This is a genomic window from Micromonospora sp. NPDC051227, assembly GCF_044455385.1.
Taxonomy (GTDB): Bacteria; Actinomycetota; Actinomycetes; order Mycobacteriales; family Micromonosporaceae; genus Micromonospora.
The window spans coordinates 614,680-631,091 of the sequence record NZ_JBITET010000004.1 but is presented as its reverse complement, the minus strand read 5'-3'; the positions used below and the strand labels follow the sequence as shown (position 1 = coordinate 631,091).

Here is a 16,412-nt window from a genome sequence, read left to right as displayed (position 1 = left end):
CCCGCGAACGCAGAACGGGGCGCCGCTTTCGCGGCGCCCCGTTCTGTCTGCTCAGATCAGGCGGTACGACGTTGCCGCAGCCAGAGAACCGGCCCGCTGACCAGGTAGCCCACCACGATCAGGGCGAACGTGAGCCGGATGTCGACCAGCGCGCCGATCACCGGAGCCAGCCAGAGCCACGGCGGCAGCTTCACCAGGCGGGCGAGCTTGGCGTACGGGAAGCTCGACACCATCGCGAAGGCCAGCAGCGCCACCCCGGCGACCAGTACGGCACCAGGCACCGGCAGGCCGATCGCCACTGTCACGGCGAGCACCGCGGCCGCCATGGTGGTGGGCACCCCGCAGAAGAACCTGCCGTCCTTTGGCGAGACGTTGAAGCGGGCCAGTCGAATCGCGGCACACGCCGCGACCAGGGCGCACGCCACCGCCGCCGCCGCCGTGGAGACGGAGCCGGCGAGCGAGGCGTAGACCACGACCGGCGCGGCGAGACCGAACGAGCACATGTCGGCCAGTGAGTCCATCTGCGCGCCGAACGGGCTGGCCACCCCGAGCCGTCGGGCCAGCGCGCCGTCCAGACCGTCGAAGCCGACGCACGCGATCAGGCAGAGCGCCGCCATCCGCACCTCGCCCTGCATGGCCAGGAAGATGGCCAGCATGCCGAGCATCAGGCTGGCCAGCGTGCAGGCGTTGACCAGGCCGAACTTCATCCGGCGCGCCATGGTGCGCTCGCCGGGGAGCAGTGGGATCGAGTGGGCCTCGTCGGTCTGCGTCATCGGCGGCATCGCCGGGCTGACCGGCATGACCGCGTCGACGTCGGCTCGGTCCAGGCCCAGTGTCGGGTCCACGCCCAGTGTCGGGTCCACGCCCAGTGTCGGCCGGCTGAGCCGGTCGAGGCCGTAGCGACGGCGCTGCCGATCGGCGTACCGGTGCTCGGTCGGGGCCAGGTCGGTCGGGTGCAGGTCGCCGTCGCGGCGACCGACCCGGACCAACAGCACCTGGCGGGCGAACGTGCTGCTGCGGCGCAACCGGCCCGCCCAGCGACGCCCTGCGGGGCGCGGACTGTCAGTAGTACGACGCCGGCGCCATGGGGCTCTCGGCACGTTTCCTCCATCACCGGATCTGCTGACCGCCAAGTGGCGGGTGTCCGGCTGTCTCGTGCCGGACCTTGCATGGCCCGGCAGCCGTTTTGCGGAGTACACCATCGCATAGGGGAACATGGCTTGGCGATAGCTGCCGGCGGTACTTATATCTGGCTAAACCGCTCGAACCGCTCGCTTGTTCCCATCCCGGGCTTCATCGCCCGTTTCCTCCATCATTCTCGCCTTTGACTGTACCGGAGGGTCACCAACTCGGCTCACCGAGCGGGGTGCTATCGGCCACTCTGTCCGATTGCCACGGTGGCGATGTCACTCAACGGCAGGTCAGTCGCCTGGTCGCGGGTGAACCACCCCGCCCGCGCCGTCGACCCTCCAGCGGACTCGGTGACCACCGCGTCGGTGGGTACGTCCACCAGCACCCGATAGATCACCCGTACGCCATGCCAGTCCAGCGGTCGGCCCTCCGGACCCAGCGCGGCGGGATTGTGCAGATTGTTGACGCCGAGAAGCTCCACTACCCGGCCCACCTGCCCGCCCTCCTCGACCAGCTCCCGCAGCAACCCGGTGGCCGGCTGCTCACCGTGATCGGTGCCACCGCCGGGCAGATGCCACAGACCGGCCCCCGGGTAGCCCTCCGCGATCTGGGTGAGCAGGATCCGCCCAGCGGGGTCGGTGACCAGCCCGTACGCCCCGAAGCGCAGTCGGCGGTCAGGGTGCTGCGGCGAAAACAGGTCCCGCGACCGGTGCGCTGCCGGCGGCAGTGGGGTGACCGGCAGGCCGAGCGCCTCGGCGGTGAACGGGGTCAGCGGCAACTGCGCCACCTCCGCCGGCGAAAGCCAGCACACTTGATCAACCAGACCGGCTCCGCCGCTCCGCGATTCGACCCCGGGCCCCGCGCTCTCAGGCCGTGCGCCGCCGAGAAGCGCGCTCTCGTGCGACGCGCCGTGGGGAGTGCTGAGCTCGAACAACAGCCGGTCGGTGTGCAGCGCGGCCTTGCCCTCCGGAAAGGTGGCCACATCGGCGACCACCGCGAGTAGTCGCGTCACCGCGACCGTCAGCCCAGCCTGCTCGGCGACCTCCCGGACCACGGCGTGCTCCGGATCCTCGGCATGCCCGACGGCACCGCCCGGCAACCGCCAGACCCCGGGAAACTCACCCTCCGCCCCGTCCCGAACCACCAAGACCCGGCCCGAGTCCCGCAGAACCCCATAGACCCCGACTCGCCGCGCAAGTTTCACCTCTGCTTGCCCCCGCTTCGCACCCGCAACTGTTGATCATGAAGTTATCGCCGCCCATCTCGCGTTCCGACAATAACTTCATGATCAACGCGAGGCAGTGCACGGGAAACCCGCAGAGCTCGGCGAGCCGGAGGATCCGGGGCAGCCGCAGCGCCCGAACAGCCGGAGCAGCCGGGGTAGCTGGCTCTCGACGACGACCGATTGGCCCCGTAAAGACCCCTTCGGCCTGGTGCGACTCGGTCAGCTTCCTCCACTAGCCCTCATTGTGGAGTCCAATCCCGCCACGGGAGCCGAGATAAGCGGTGATCAACTCGGGTTCACGGAAGGCGCGGTATTCCAGCGCCCGGGATACCGCGCCTTCAAGGAACCCGAGTGGATCACGGGGTGGGCCATGGGCGGCGCGCCGAATGCCTGCCCGCGACGCCCGCGGCACCCTTCAGCGGGGCGACCCGAACTCAAGATCGCGCAATATCCAGGATGTAGTGGCATCGGCGCGTCGGTGAAGCCACTACATCCTGGTTCGAGCACGATCTTGCCGCGAGGCGCGAAGCCCGAGAGCCGACGCGCGAGACGCCGCTGGCCCTCGGGGACTGGTCGGGGATCAGGTGAGCTGGGCGGCTTGGACTGCTTCGGCGGTCACCTCGGTGAGGCGGTCGGTGGGGAGGGCGCCCAACTCCTCGCGGCCGAACCAGCGGGCCTCGCAGGTGGAGCCGCCCACGTCGGCCACGGTCAGGGGGTTGGGCTGGTCGACGACGACCCGGTAGAAGGCGCGTACGCCGTGCCAGTCGATCGGGTAGCCCTCGGGCCCCAGTGAAGCGGCGTCGCGGTGGCTGGCGACGCCGAGCAGCTCGACGAGGCGGCCGGCCTGGCCGGTTTCCTCGATCAGCTCCCGGATGAGTGCCGCGCCGGGCTGTTCGCCGTAGTCGGTGCCGCCGCCGGGTAGGTGCCAGCAGCCGGCGCCGGGGTAGCCGTCGGAGATGCGGGTGAGCAGCACTCGGCCGGCGGGGTCGGTGCAGACCGCGTACGCGGCGAAGCGCTGGGCCCGGTGCAGCCCGTCGGGGCCGGGCACGGCGTAGAAGGAGGGGAACTCGGGTGCCTCGTCGGGCACCACGTCGGCCGAGGAGGCGGGCAGCCCGAGGGCGCGTGCGGTGAACGAGCGCAGCGGCAGCTCGCGCGCTTCGTCGAGGGTGTACCACCGGGCCAGGTCGGTGGGGCGTTCGCCGACCCGGTCGGCGAGGGTGCCGCCGCGCACGGCGACCCGGTAGATCAGCCGGTCGGTGTGGATGGTGATGCCCCGGTCCGGGAGTGCCCGCATGTCGGCGAGCACGTCGACCAGGCCGGAGACGGCGACGGAGAGGCCTGTTTCGGCGGCGGTTTCGCGGACGACAGTGTGGTTCGGGTCCTCGCCGTGGTCTACGGCCCCGCCGGGCAGCGACCACGCCCCGGGGGTGCCGGAGTGCTCCGATGCGCGGACCAGCAAGACTCGGCCGCTTGAATCAGCACAAACTGCGTATGCCGCGATCCTGCGGAGCGGCTTGAGCAAGGTGGTCACGGAAGCAAATTCTCCCCGGGCCGGGTTACCGGAACGGAAAAGAGTCGGATTCCTGACTGTCTGGCCCCGATCAGGGATTGGTCAGGGTAAGGATCCGGGCGGTCACCGAGGGCGGGCCGGGCGCCAGCGCGGACGGTAGGGGTATGACATCGACCACCGCTCCCCGCGCCCCGTACAAGCAGCTTCGGCGACCCACCACCGACCGCATGGTCGCCGGGGTCGCCAGCGGCGTCGGCCGCTACTTCGCCGTCGATCCCACACTGGTCCGGGTGATCTTCGCGGTCACCGGCCTGCTCACCGGCGGGCTCGCGCTGTTCGCGTACCCGATCATGTGGTTCCTGATGCCGGAGGAGCCCACCGGCGCGCCGGCCTGGCCGCACGCCGCGGGCGTCGCGCCGCAGAACGGCCCGCCGCCCACCGCCGGGCCCGCGCCCGGCGGGCCACCCCAGGGGTACGCCCCGACGCCGCCCTACCCGCCGACGACCCCGTTCAGCCCGCCGCCGGCCGCCTGAGCGGCGCTCACTCCCACTCGATGGTGCCCGGCGGCTTGCTGGTGACGTCCAGGACCACCCGGTTGACCTCGGCGACCTCGTTGGTGATCCGGGTGGAGATCCGGGCCACCACGTCGTAGGGCAGCCGGGACCAGTCTGCGGTCATCGCGTCCTCGCTGGAGACCGGGCGCAGCACCACGGGGTGCCCGTAGCTGCGCCCGTCTCCCTGCACACCGACGCTGCGCACGTCGGCGAGGAGCACCACCGGGAACTGCCAGACGCCCCGGTCGAGGCCAGCGGCGGTCAGCTCCTCGCGGGCGATCAGGTCGGCCTGGCGGAGCAGGTCGAGGCGCTCCTGGTCGACCGCGCCGATGATCCGGATGGCCAGGCCGGGGCCGGGGAACGGGTGCCGCCAGACCATCGCCTCGGGCAGGCCCAGCTGGAGGCCGAGTGCTCGGACCTCGTCCTTGAACAGGGTGCGCAGCGGCTCGACAAGCGCGAACTTCAGGTCCTCCGGGAGGCCGCCGACGTTGTGGTGGCTCTTGATGTTGGCGGTGCCGGTGCCGCCGCCGGACTCCACCACGTCGGGGTAGAGGGTGCCCTGGACGAGGAACTCGACGTCGCCGTGTGCGGCGATCTCGCGGGCCGCGGCCTCGAAGACCCGGATGAACTCCCGACCAATGATCTTGCGCTTCTGCTCCGGGTCGGTCACCCCGGCGAGCGCGCCGAGGAACCGGTCGGTGGCGTCGACCACCTTCAGCTTGATGCCGGTGGCGCTGACGTAGTCCTTCTCCACCTGCTCGGCCTCGCCGGCGCGCAGCAGGCCGTGATCGACGAAGACGCAGGTGAGCTGGTCACCGACGGCCTTGTGCACGAGCGCCGCGGCGACCGCCGAGTCCACCCCGCCGGAGAGGCCGCAGATGACCTCCTTGTCGCCGATCTGGGCGCGGATCCGGGCGACCTGCTCGTCGATGATGTTCTCGGGAGTCCAGGTCGGCTCGATGCCGGCGATGTCGTAGAGGAAGCGGGTCAGCATCTCCTGGCCGTGCGCGGTGTGCCCGACCTCCGGGTGGAACTGCACGCCGGCCCGACGCCCGGCCAGGTCCTCGAATGCGGCGACCGGGGCACCCGCCGACTCGGCGGTCACCGTGAAGCCCTCGGGCGCCTCGGTGACGGCGTCGCCGTGGCTCATCCAGACCGGCAGGTCGGCCGGCAGGTCACGCAGCAGAACACCGGGGTCGAGGAGGCGGGGGCGCAGCGGGGTGCCGCCGTACTCACGGTTGCCGGTCTTCGCGACAGTGCCGCCGAGAGCCTGGGCCATCGCCTGGAAGCCGTAGCAGATGCCGAAGACCGGCACGTCGGCGCTGAACACGCCAGCGTCGATCTGCGGCGCGTCCGGGGCGTAGACGCTGGACGGGCCACCGGACAGGATGATCGCGGCGGGGTTCTTCGCCAGCATCTCGGCGATCGGCATCGAGTGCGGCACGATCTCGGAGTAGACCTTCGCCTCACGGACCCGGCGGGCGATGAGCTGGGCGTACTGGGCTCCGAAGTCCACCACGAGGACGGGGCGAGGCAGGCTCATGTGCACGAAGCCTACCGACAGTCACGGCCGCGTCGGGCGCGGGCCGGCCCTTCGGTGTGCCGCCGCGGCGGCTCCGGACGCAGCGCGGTTGGCCGGCGCTGACGGCCACGACCACATGGAGACCGGCGCCAGCATCACGGGGCACGGCTTCTACCACCGGTTGGGCTACCACGACGTCCGTGTCAGTGAGACCGACTTCGGGCTCAACTACATCCTCCGCAAGCCGTTGCCCTAGGGCAACGCGCCCGGGGCGCCCGCCGGCACCGCCGGGTTGTGTGGGGGTACGGGGGCGAGCCGGCGGTACGGGGTGCCGAGCGTCGGGCGGGGGTCCTTGTCGCCCTTGTTGGGCCAGAAGGACATCGCCCGTTCCGCCTGGGCGGTGATGGTCAGGGAGGGGTTCACGCCGAGGTTGGCCGAGACGGCGGCGCCGTCGACCACGTGCAGCCCGGCGTGCCCGTACATCCGGTGCCAGGGGTCGATCACCCCGTCGGCCGGGGTGGCCCCGATGACCGCCCCGCCCAGGATGTGCGCGGTCATCGGGATGTCGAAGGGTTCGGTGAGTGAGCCGCCGGGGGTGCCGCCGATCTCGTCGGCGAGCATCCGGGCGGCGGTGTTGCCGGCCGGGATCCAGGTCGGGCTGGGCGTGCCGTGGCCCGGGCCGGTGACCAACCTGCTGCCGAGCGGGCCACGCCGCCACCGGGTGGTCAGCGAGTTGTCCACTGACTGCATGACCAGGGCGATCACCGTCCGTTCCGACCAGCCGCGCACCGACAGCATCCGCGCGGCCAACCGGGGCTGCCGCACGATGCTGCCCAGCCAGCGGCGTACCCGGTGCGGGCCGCCGTCGACCAGCAGCGACTGGAGCAGCCCCATCGCGTTGGAGCCCCGCCCGTACCGGACCGGCTCGATGTGCGTCTGCGGGTCGGGGTGGAACGAGCTGGTGATGGCCACCCCCTCGGTGTAGTCCAACCGCTCGGACCGGGCCCGTTGGCGTGGCACCGAGGCGCCGAGGATCGCCTCCGAGTTGGTCCGGGTCAGCTCGCCGAGGCGGGGCGAGAGCCCGGGCAGCGCGCCGTCGGCCCGCATCCCGTGCAGCAGCCGCTGGGTGCCGAGCGCCCCGGCGGCGAAGACCACCTGATCGGCGTGGATGACCTGCCGGCCTTTGCGCAGCCAGGCGCCGGTGCGTTCGGTGTGCACCTCGTACCCGCCGCCGTCGGCGGGCCGGACGGCGGTCACCGTGGTCAACTGGCGGACCGTGACCCCGAGCCGTTCGGCGAGCCAGAGGTAGTTCTTGACCAGCGTGTTCTTCGCACCGTGCCGGCAGCCGGTCATGCACGAGCCGCAGTGCAGGCAGCCGGTGCGTTCCGGGCCGGCACCGCCGAAGTACGGGTCGGCGATCCGCTGGCCGGGCTGGCCGATGTGCACGCCCACCGGGGTGGCGTGGAAGGTGTGCCCCACCCCCATCCGCTCGGCCACCGCGCGCATCGCGCGGTCCGCGCCGGTGTGCACCGGGTACGTGGTGACGCCGAGCATTCGCTTCGCCTGGTCGTAGTGGTGGGCCAACTCGTCGCGCCAGTCGGTGATGTCCCGCCACTGCGGGTCGCTGTAGAAGGCCGGCAGCGGTTCGTAGAGGGTGTTCGCGTAGACCAGCGAACCGCCGCCCACGCCGGCGCCGGAGAGCACCAGCACCCCGCCGCCGGATCGTCGGTCGGCCGGGCGGAGCAGGGTGAGCCGTTGGATGCCGTAGCAGCCCAGCTTCGGTGCCCAGAGGAACCGGCGGACCCGCCAGGAGGTCTGCGGGAACTCGTCGTCGGCGAAGCGGCGGCCGGCTTCCAGCACCGCGACCGAGTAGCCCTTCTCGGCCAGTCGGAGCGCGGTGACGCTGCCACCGAAGCCGGACCCGATGACGACCACGTCGTACCGCATGAACGCATCATTACTCGCGAGTAGCGCTCGCGCCAGCGGCACTTTTCGCGCGATCATGCTCCGGCCGACCGACCCGGCGTCTCCCGGCCGCAACCCGGAGCACCCGTCGGAGCGTTGTTCACCAGACGGGTGGAAGGAATCCAGGATGGTTCTCGGGTCGATGGCGCCGCGCCGACGGTGGCTGCTGCTGGGGTTGGCGGCCCTCGCCGTCGTCGCGCTGATCGCGGCCGGCACCGTGGTGATCACCCGGCTGACCGGCGACAACAAGCCGGGCGGCGCTCCGGTGGCCGGCTCACCGACCCCGTCGCCGATCGGCACGCCGACCCCGAGCCCCGGCGGCCCACCGCCGGGCGCGGACATCACCGGCCCGCTCAACCTGCTGCTGGTCGGTGTGGACACCCGGGTCAGCGTGCCCGGGTGGGAGCCGCACGCGGACGCCGTGCTGGTGCTGCACGTACCCAAGGGGTTGGATCGGGCGTACCTCTTCTCGCTCCCCCGCGACCTGCTGGTGGACATCCCGGCGTTCCCGAAGGCCGGCTACAAGGGCGGCAAGACCAAACTCACGCACGCGATGAGCTTCGGCAGCCGGGTGCCGGGCAAACCCAAACAACCCAGCACGGCCCAGGGGTACGAGCTGCTGCGCAGCACGGTCAGCGGTTACACCGGGCTACGCATCGACGCGGGCGCGGTGCTCACCTTCAACGGGTTCGACCGGCTGGTCGACGCCCTGGGTGGGGTTGACATCTACGTGGACCAGCGGGTCGAGTCGCTGCACCGCCGACCGGACGGCAAGTACCGGGAGAGCGCGCCGGGCGGCTACAAGGGGCCGCAGCAGGTCTATGAGAAGGGCGAGCGGCACCTCAACGGCTGGCAGGCGCTGGACTACGCGCGGCAGCGCTACATCACCGGGGGTGACTACGCCCGGCAGCGCCACCAGCAGCAGCTGATCCGGGCGATGACCCGCAAGATCCTGGACGAGGGCCTGGCCCGGCAACCGGAGCGCGTCGACCAGGTGGTCTCCGCGCTCGGGGACACGCTGGTCTACGTGGGCGGGCGCCGGATCGTGGACATCGCGTACGCCCTCAGTGGCCTGCCGGAAAACCGTTTCACGCTGGTCGGGCTGCCCGGTTCCGGCGTCGGCAAGGGCAGCGCGTACCGGGGTGAACAGCTGACCAGCGAGGGCCGCAGGTTCCTCACCGAACTCCGCGCCGGCCGCGCCGACGCCTACCTGGCCGCCCACCCCGCCCTGCTCGTCAAGAACTGACCCCCCCCCACCCCCGCGATCTTGCACTTTCGGTCCCCGTTTCACGCGGCTTTGCCCCTTTTCGCGGCGACAGCAACTGCAAGATCGCGTGGACCTGGGAGGGGTCAGAGCCGCTTGGGCAGGGCCGGCTTCTTGGTGCCGTAGAGCCAGGCGTCGAAGATCGCGTCGAGCTGCTTGCCGGAGATCCGCTCGGCCAGGGCCACGAACTCGGCTGTGGTGGCGATGCCATCGCGCTTCTCCGCCGCCCAGGTCTTGACGATCTCGAAGAACGCCTTGTCGCCGACGGCCACCCGCAGGGCGTGCAGGGTCATCCCGCCGCGCTGGTAGACCGACTCGCTGAACAGCTTCTCCACGCCCGGCTTGCCCGGCGGTGTCTGCCACACCTGCGCGGACATCCTGGCGTACCGGTTGTCGAACGCCTCCTTGGCGGTGTACGCCTTGGTGTGCTCGGCCCAGAGCCACTCCGCGTACGTCGCGAAGCCCTCGTTGAGCCAGATGTCCTCCCACTTGGCCAACGCGACGCTGTCGCCGAACCACTGGTGGGCCAGCTCGTGGGCGACGACCTCGGTGTTCTCGCCCTGCCGGAAGAAGCTCGCCGCGTAGACCGGTCGGCTCTGCGTCTCCAGGGCGTAGGAGATCCGGCTGTCGGAGATCACCACCCCGCCGTACGCGTCGAACGGGTACGGCCCGAACACACTCTCCAGGTAGTCGGCCACCGCGACGGTCTGCGCGATGGACGCGTCAGCGTTGCCCTTGGCCTCGGTGGTGGTGACCGCGTTGTAGACCGGGCGGCCCTTGTGCTCACCGGTGGTGATGCGGAACTTGCCGATCACCAGCGTGCTCAGATAGCTGGCCATCGGCGACTTCTCCGACCACTTCCAGGTGGTCCAACCGCCCGTGCTGGACTTCACGCCGGGAACGCCGTTGCTGATCGCGGTCAGGCCGTCCGGGACGGTGACCTCGAAGTCGTAGGCCGCCTTGTCCGACGGGTGGTCGTTGACCGGGAACCAGGTGCTGGCCGACTCGGGCTGACCCAGCGCGATGGCACCGTCGGCGGTGTGCAGGAAGCCACCGTCACCGAGCGTCTCGTTCCTCAGCGGCTTCGGCTTGCCCGCGTAGGTGATCTCGGCGACGAACCCGTTGCCGTTGATCAGGCCGGAAGCCGGCTTGATCACCAACTCGTTCCGCTTGCGGCTGTGGGTCGCCGGTACGCCGTCCACGGTGACCGCGCTGACGGTCAGACCGGCCAGGTCGAGGTTGAACGTCGACAGGTCCGCCGTGGCGGTGGCCCGCACGGTTGTCGTACCCGTCAACTGGTCCTTGGCCGGGTCGTAGCGCACCTTCACCGTGTACCGCCCGACGTCGTAGCCGCCGTTGCCGTAGGTCGGGAAGTACGCGTCACCGACCCCGTCGGCGCCCGCCGTGAACGTCCGCGACGGTGTGGGAGACGCGCTCGGTGGCAGCGCCGTCTCCGGGCCCGTCGAGTCGCATCCGGACAGTGCGAGCGCACCGGTCACCAGCAGGCCGGCACCCATTCGCAGTCTGTGCCGCGTCCCCCGCATCCCACACCCTTTCCGCACGGTGGCCGGTCACGGCCGCGCGAACGGACGCCTACCCGCCGTTCGCAGGCGGCAGCATATCGACCGGGCGGCGGGGCCGGGTCACGGCAGTGTGGGGGCCGACCCACCCACCAACCAGGCGTCGAAGAGGGGACGCAGTTGCCGCCCGGCGACCCGCTCGGCCAGCGCGACGAGGTCCGCGGTGGTCGCGTTGCCCGCCGCCCGCTCGGTGGTCCAGGTACGCAGGATGCTGAAGAAGAGGTCGTCACCGACGGTCCGGCGCAACGCGTGCACGGCGAGTGCCCCGCGCTTGTAGACGGCCGAGCCGAACATCTGCTCCCGGCCCGGCTCGACCGACGGCTGTGTCCAGTCGGTCGCCGCGTACTGGATCTCGAAGTTGCGCTGAGCGGTCCGGCCGCCGTCGTGCTCCTCCCACAGCCACTCGGCGTAGCTGGCGAAGCCCTCGTTGAGCCAGATGTCGCTCCACCTGGTCAGCGACACGCTGTCGCCGAACCACTGGTGCGCCAGTTCGTGCGCGACGACGCTCGGGTTCGGCCGGTCGTCCGCGAAGAAGCCAGGCCCGTAGACCGGCCGGGACTGGGTCTCCAGCGCGTACCCGATCCGGTCGTCGGCGATCACGATCCCCCCGTACGAGTCGAACGGGTACGGGCCGAAGCGGCTGGCCAGGAAGTCGACGATCGCGCCGGTGCGGGCCAGCGAGGTGGCCGCGCCGCCGGTCGCCGGCAGGCTCGCGGCCACCGCCGTGACCATCGGCCGGCCGGCGTGCGTGCCGGTCACCACCCGGTAGTCACCGATCACGAGCGTGCTCAGGTAGCTGGCCATCGGGGCGCGCTCCGACCAGCGCCAGGTGGTCCAGCCGTCGGCACTGCTCTTCGGCCCGGGTACGCCGTTGCTCAGCGCGGCCAGGCCGTCCGGGACGGTCACGATCAGGTCGTAGGTGGCCTTGTCCGACGGGTGGTCGTTGACCGGGAACCAGGTGGCGGCCGAGTCGGGTTGGCCGAGCGCCACAGCGCCGTCGGCGGTGTGCAGGAAACCGCCGCTGCCCAACGCCCCGTCGTCGACGGCCGTGGGGACGCCCGCGTACTCGACAGTCACGGTGAACTGCCGACCGCGCGGCAGTCCGTCGCGGGGGGTCACCACCAGCTCGCCGTCGCCGCGCCGGTGCTCGGCCGCCGCGTCACCCACGCTGACCGCGCGGACCTCCAGGCCGACCAGGTCCAGGTTGAACCGGGACAGGTCCTGGGTGGCGGTGGCCGTGATGACGGCTCGTCCGGTCAGCCGGTCGGTCGACGGGTCGTAGCGGACGTCGAGGCCGTAGTGCCCGACGTCGTAACCGCCGTTGCCGTGCCCCGGCACGTACGGGTCGCCGGCGTCGGCGGCACCGGGAAGGAAGCCGTCGCGGTCGCCGGTACAACCGGTGGCGGCCAGCCCGATCGCGCAGGTCAGCGCGGCGACGCAGAGTCTCCGTCCGGTCAGGACCATGCCCACCTCTCCTGCGGCACCCGGCCTCCTGCGGCGTTGCGGCCTTCTGCCGCGTTCCGGTCAGGACGAGCGTAGTCAGCATCGCGGGCTGCGCGGCCGGTATCGACGATCATCAGTTACTTTCGTCGAATCAAACAAAAGCTGACGTCGATCGAACCTTTCTTTCGACTTAGACCGACGTTAGTGTCTGTCTCCGACCGCCGTCGCGAAAGGTGGAACCATGCCAGACCACACCGCCCCCGACGCCACCCCCACCGGCCGGCTCAGCCGCCGGTCCCTGCTCGCCGCCTCCGCCGGGGCCGCCGCCGCGATCGGCGCGGCCGGCCTACCCGTCCTCGCCACCGGCACCCCCGCGCTCGCCAACCCCGGCAACGCGAGCAAGCTGCGGGTCGAGCCGCTGATCCCGGCCAGGAACCGCGGCATCATCCTCTACAGCGTCCGCGACCGGATCACCGCCGCGCCCGACGACAGCGGGGTGCCGTACGGCTTCGAGCGCGTCCTCGCCCGACTCGCCGAAATCGGCTACAAGGAGATCGAGTTCGCCGGCTACACCCAGAGCACCGAGATCCTCGGTCGGCAGATCACCCCCGCCGAGATCCGCAAGATCCTCGACGACAACGGTCTGGTGGCCAACGGCACCCACGCCTCGATCCAGCCGGCCACCTTCCAGCAGCAGTTGGATATCGCCGAGGAACTCGGCATGAAGAACATCGGCACCGGCAGCGACCCGACCAGCAGCGCGTACAAGGCCGAGTGGGACGCCGCCGCGGACATCTGGAACGAGCTGGGCCGGCAGGCCCGAGCCCGGGGCATGCGGCTCTACACGCACAACCACGACGCCGCGTACAGCTTCCTGATCGACCGGGGCCCGCGCGACGCCCAGGGCCGGCAGACCCGGTCCTCCGGCATCCGCCGACTGGAGTACTTCTTCGAGATCACCGACCCGCGGTACGTCTTCTTCGAGCTGGACATCTACTGGGCTTACGTGGCCCGCTACAAGCACCAGAAGTACGTCAACCCGGCCGGCGAGGAGGTGACCGACCTGTTCGACCCGATCCTCACCGTGGCCGACCGGACCACCCGGTTCCCGCTCTTCCACGCCAAGGACGGCGACCGGGACGCCAGCGTCCCCAACGGGTACCAGATGACCCCGCTGGGCGACGGCGACCTCAACTTCCAGCAGTTCTTCCAGACCATCGGCGAGCGCAACTTCCACCACGCCAACTGGGAGATGGACACCGCCCCCGGCGGCGCGGACAACAAGGGCCAGTCGCTCGACTTCGCGGCAACCAGCTACCGCAACATGTCCGACCTGACCATCTACGTGGAGAAGTGACTCCCGGCTGAGTGACTCCTGGCTGAACGCGACGAAGGCCGGCTCCGCACCAGGCGGGGCCGGCCTTGCGGCGTCTGACGCATCGGTCAGCGGTCGAGGACCAGACCGACCTTCTGGAACTCCTTCAGGTCGCGGTAGCCGCACTTGGCCATCGCCCGACGCAGCCCACCGAACAGGTTGAGCTGGCCGTCGGCCTCGTCGGCCGGCCCGAAGAGCAGCTGCTCCATCGATCCGAGCGGCTCACCCGAGACCTCGAAGGCACCCCGGGGCAGCGACGGGTGGCTCGCCGCCGAGTGCCACCAGGCACCACCAGCGGGGGCCTCGTCGCAGAGCGACAGCGGCTCACCGAGCATCACCGCGTCCGCGCCGCAGCCGAGCGCCTTGGCGATGTCGCCCGAGGTCTGGATGTCACCGTCGGCGATCAGGTGCACGTACCGGCCGCCGGTCTCGTCCAGGTAGTCCCGGCGGGCCGCGGCGGCGTCGGCGATCGCGGTGGCCATCGGCACCCGGATGCCCAGCACCGACTCGGTGGTCGACCACTCGTCGCCACCGATGCCCACGATCACGCCGGCCGCGCCGGTACGCATCAGGTGCAGCGCCGTCTTGTAGTCCGTGCAGCCACCGACGATCACCGGCAGGTCGAGGTCGGCGATGAACTCCTTGAGGTTCAGCGGCTCATCGGTGGTCGACACGTGCTCGGCCGAGACGATGGTGCCCTGGATGACCAGGATGTCCACCCCGGCGTCCAGGATCACCGGCGCCAGCGCGAGGGTGTGCTGCGGGGAGACCCGCACCGCCACCGTGCTGCCACCGGCGCGCAGCTCGCGGACCCGCTCCGCGATCAGGTCCGGGCGGATCGGCTCGGCGTACACCTCCTGGAGCCGCTTGGTGGCGCGGGCCTCCTCGTCGAGGCCGGCCAGCTCGTCCAGCACCTTGGTCGGGTTCTCGTAGCGGGTCCAGAGCCCCTCCACGTTGAGCACGCCGAGGCCGCCGAGCTGACCGAGCCGCACCGCCGAGGCAGGGCTCATGGTGGCGTCGGAGGGGTGGCCGACGCACGGAATGCCGAACGGGTACGCGTCGAGCTGCCAGGACGTCGAGACGTCGTCGACGTCCCGGGTACGGCGGCTCGGCACGATGGCGATGTCGTCCAGGTGGTAGCCGCGCTGCGCGGTCTTGCCCAGCCCGATCTCGACCACGTCACGCATGGGGGACTCCAGGTGGTTGGGGGTGTTGGGTCAGCGGGTGTGGTAGTTGGGCGCCTCGACGGTCATCTGGATGTCGTGCGGGTGGCTCTCCTTCAGACCAGCCGCGGTGATCCGGATGAGCTGGCCCCGGCGGTGCAGGTCGGGGATGTTCTCCGCACCGGCGTACCCCATGGCCAGCCGCAGCCCGCCGACCAGCTGGTGGGCGACCCGGGACAGCGGCCCCCGGTAGGGCACCTGACCCTCCACGCCCTCGGGGACCAGCTTGTCGTCGCTGAGCACGTCCTGCTGGAAGTAACGGTCCTTGCTGTACGACTTGGCCTGACCCCGGGACTGCATCGCGCCGAGCGACCCCATCCCGCGGTACGTCTTGAACTGCTTGCCGTTGACGAAGATCAACTCGCCGGGGCTCTCCTCGCAGCCGGCCAGCAGGCTGCCGAGCATCACCGTGTCGGCGCCGGCCACCAGGGCCTTGGCGATGTCGCCGGAATATTGGATGCCGCCGTCGCCGATCACCGGCACGCCAGCCGGGCGGGCGGCCCGGGCCGCCTCCATGATCGCGGTCACCTGCGGTACGCCGACCCCGGCGACGATCCGGGTGGTGCAGATCGCGCCCGGCCCCACGCCCACCTTGACTCCGTCGGCGCCGGCGTCGACAAGCGCCTTCGCGCCGGCGTACGTGGCCACGTTGCCGCCCATGACGTCGACCGTCACGTCGGCCTTGAGCCGGCGGACCATGTCCAGCACGGCCCGCTGGTGACCGTGCGCGGTGTCAACGATCAGCACGTCGACGCCCGCGTCGACCAGGGCACGAGCCCGCTTGTACGCGTCCTCGCCCACACCGATGGCGGCGGCGACCCGCAGCCGGCCGGCGTCGTCCTTGCTGGCGTCCGGGTACTGCTCGCTCTTGGTGAAGTCCTTGACGGTGATCAGGCCACGCAGCCGGCCCGAGTCGTCGACGATCGGCAGCTTCTCGACCTTGTGCCGACGCAGCAGCGCCAGGGCGTCGTCCTTGCTCACCCCGACCCGCGCGGTGACCAGCGGGGTGTGGGTCATGATCTCGCGAACCGGAGTGTTCGGCTCGGAGACGAAACGCATGTCCCGGTTGGTGACGATGCCGACCAGCTGGCCGTCGCCGTCCACCACCGGAACGCCGGAGATGCGGTAACGCCCGCACAGCTCGTCGACCTCGCGCAGCGTGTCGTCCGGGCTGGCGGTCACCGGGTTGGTGATCATGCCGGACTCGGAGCGCTTCACCAGGTCGACCTGGAGGGCCTGGTCCTCCAGGGAGAGGTTGCGGTGCAACACGCCGATGCCGCCCTGGCGGGCCATGGCGATCGCCATCCGGGCCTCGGTCACCGTGTCCATCGCGCTGGACAGCAGCGGAATGGACAACTCGATGTTGCGGGTGAGCTTCGTCCGGGTGTTGACCCGGCTGGGCACCACGTCCGACTCGCCCGGCTGGAGCAGCACGTCGTCGAAGGTGAGGCCGAGCGGAACCACCCGGGCAGAGCCGGCCGGCAGCTCGGGCAGGTGGCCGCCCAGGTCGGCGTGCTCGACGCCGGCCGGAAGATCGGTGCTGGGCGAATTTTCCACGATTGCTCCCCTGAGCTGCTCGGATGGGCTTCAGCGAGGTGGCGCGGGCGGGCACCGGAGCGC

At 70.9% G+C, this 16,412-nt stretch carries 13 protein-coding genes; 4 read left to right on the top strand and 9 right to left on the bottom strand.

The window, feature by feature from the left end:
- Positions 1-56: 56 nt before the first annotated feature.
- From ACIA47_RS14480 to ACIA47_RS14470, 3 genes are all read right to left on the bottom strand, one after another.
- A complete protein-coding gene (locus tag ACIA47_RS14480) occupies positions 57-1,025 on the bottom strand; it encodes a CDP-alcohol phosphatidyltransferase family protein (protein WP_396708085.1) in 969 nt (322 codons plus the stop codon).
- A gap of 344 nt (positions 1,026-1,369) precedes the next feature.
- On the bottom strand, positions 1,370-2,335 hold the full coding sequence (locus ACIA47_RS14475) for an NUDIX hydrolase (protein ID WP_396708083.1): 966 nt from the start codon (positions 2,333-2,335) through the stop codon (positions 1,370-1,372).
- A 601-nt stretch (positions 2,336-2,936) separates the two neighbouring features.
- The gene (locus tag ACIA47_RS14470) at positions 2,937-3,887 is read right to left on the bottom strand and encodes an NUDIX hydrolase (RefSeq protein ID WP_396708081.1); all 951 of its coding nucleotides are present in this window, start codon (positions 3,885-3,887) and stop codon (positions 2,937-2,939) included.
- Between the two features lie 143 nt (positions 3,888-4,030).
- Between ACIA47_RS14470 and ACIA47_RS14465 the strand changes: the two genes are divergently transcribed.
- Positions 4,031-4,399 (top strand): PspC domain-containing protein, encoded by a 369-nt coding sequence (locus ACIA47_RS14465; RefSeq protein ID WP_396708079.1) that lies wholly within the window; start codon positions 4,031-4,033, stop codon positions 4,397-4,399.
- A 7-nt stretch (positions 4,400-4,406) separates the two neighbouring features.
- Here the strand turns inward: ACIA47_RS14465 and guaA are convergent, their stop codons facing one another.
- Positions 4,407-5,963 (bottom strand): glutamine-hydrolyzing GMP synthase, encoded by a 1,557-nt coding sequence (guaA, locus tag ACIA47_RS14460; protein ID WP_396708077.1) that lies wholly within the window; start codon positions 5,961-5,963, stop codon positions 4,407-4,409.
- A gap of 88 nt (positions 5,964-6,051) precedes the next feature.
- On the opposite strand from guaA, the gene ACIA47_RS14455 reads away from it, so the two are divergent.
- Positions 6,052-6,198 (top strand): hypothetical protein, encoded by a 147-nt coding sequence (locus ACIA47_RS14455; protein ID WP_396708075.1) that lies wholly within the window; start codon positions 6,052-6,054, stop codon positions 6,196-6,198.
- On the opposite strand, the gene ACIA47_RS14450 is transcribed toward ACIA47_RS14455, so the two are convergent.
- Entirely contained in the window at positions 6,195-7,889 is a 1,695-nt protein-coding gene (locus ACIA47_RS14450; protein WP_396708073.1) for an FAD-dependent oxidoreductase, read from the bottom strand. The two genes, ACIA47_RS14455 and ACIA47_RS14450, sit on opposite strands and share 4 nt — an antisense overlap.
- A gap of 145 nt (positions 7,890-8,034) precedes the next feature.
- Between ACIA47_RS14450 and ACIA47_RS14445 the strand changes: the two genes are divergently transcribed.
- On the top strand, positions 8,035-9,153 hold the full coding sequence (locus ACIA47_RS14445) for an LCP family protein (RefSeq protein WP_396708071.1): 1,119 nt from the start codon (positions 8,035-8,037) through the stop codon (positions 9,151-9,153).
- A 104-nt stretch (positions 9,154-9,257) separates the two neighbouring features.
- Here the strand turns inward: ACIA47_RS14445 and ACIA47_RS14440 are convergent, their stop codons facing one another.
- Entirely contained in the window at positions 9,258-10,715 is a 1,458-nt protein-coding gene (locus ACIA47_RS14440; protein ID WP_396708069.1) for a M1 family metallopeptidase, read from the bottom strand.
- Between the two features lie 99 nt (positions 10,716-10,814).
- Complete coding sequence (locus tag ACIA47_RS14435; RefSeq protein WP_396708067.1) at positions 10,815-12,215, bottom strand: M1 family metallopeptidase; 1,401 nt, start codon at positions 12,213-12,215, stop codon at positions 10,815-10,817.
- A gap of 220 nt (positions 12,216-12,435) precedes the next feature.
- On the opposite strand from ACIA47_RS14435, the gene ACIA47_RS14430 reads away from it, so the two are divergent.
- On the top strand, positions 12,436-13,551 hold the full coding sequence (locus ACIA47_RS14430; protein WP_396708065.1) for a sugar phosphate isomerase/epimerase family protein: 1,116 nt from the start codon (positions 12,436-12,438) through the stop codon (positions 13,549-13,551).
- 86 nt (positions 13,552-13,637) lie between these two features.
- Here ACIA47_RS14430 and ACIA47_RS14425 read toward each other — a convergent pair whose 3' ends face one another.
- Positions 13,638-14,756 (bottom strand): GuaB3 family IMP dehydrogenase-related protein, encoded by a 1,119-nt coding sequence (locus ACIA47_RS14425; protein WP_112589254.1) that lies wholly within the window; start codon positions 14,754-14,756, stop codon positions 13,638-13,640.
- 30 nt (positions 14,757-14,786) lie between these two features.
- Complete coding sequence (guaB, locus tag ACIA47_RS14420) at positions 14,787-16,349, bottom strand: IMP dehydrogenase (RefSeq protein WP_203126184.1); 1,563 nt, start codon at positions 16,347-16,349, stop codon at positions 14,787-14,789.
- Positions 16,350-16,412: the final 63 nt, after the last annotated feature.

What these genes read in the sequence shown, in the direction of transcription:
- ACIA47_RS14465 (WP_396708079.1), top strand. Translation starts at nt 4,031, where the DNA reads ATGACATCGACCACCGCTCCCCGCGCCCCGTACAAGCAGCTTCGGCGA.
- guaA (WP_396708077.1), bottom strand. Translation starts at nt 5,963, where the DNA reads ATGAGCCTGCCTCGCCCCGTCCTCGTGGTGGACTTCGGAGCCCAGTAC.
- ACIA47_RS14450 (WP_396708073.1), bottom strand. Translation starts at nt 7,889, where the DNA reads ATGCGGTACGACGTGGTCGTCATCGGGTCCGGCTTCGGTGGCAGCGTC.
- ACIA47_RS14445 (WP_396708071.1), top strand. Translation starts at nt 8,035, where the DNA reads ATGGTTCTCGGGTCGATGGCGCCGCGCCGACGGTGGCTGCTGCTGGGG.
- ACIA47_RS14440 (WP_396708069.1), bottom strand. Translation starts at nt 10,715, where the DNA reads ATGCGGGGGACGCGGCACAGACTGCGAATGGGTGCCGGCCTGCTGGTG.
- ACIA47_RS14435 (WP_396708067.1), bottom strand. Translation starts at nt 12,215, where the DNA reads ATGGTCCTGACCGGACGGAGACTCTGCGTCGCCGCGCTGACCTGCGCG.
- ACIA47_RS14430 (WP_396708065.1), top strand. Translation starts at nt 12,436, where the DNA reads ATGCCAGACCACACCGCCCCCGACGCCACCCCCACCGGCCGGCTCAGC.
- ACIA47_RS14425 (WP_112589254.1), bottom strand. Translation starts at nt 14,756, where the DNA reads ATGCGTGACGTGGTCGAGATCGGGCTGGGCAAGACCGCGCAGCGCGGC.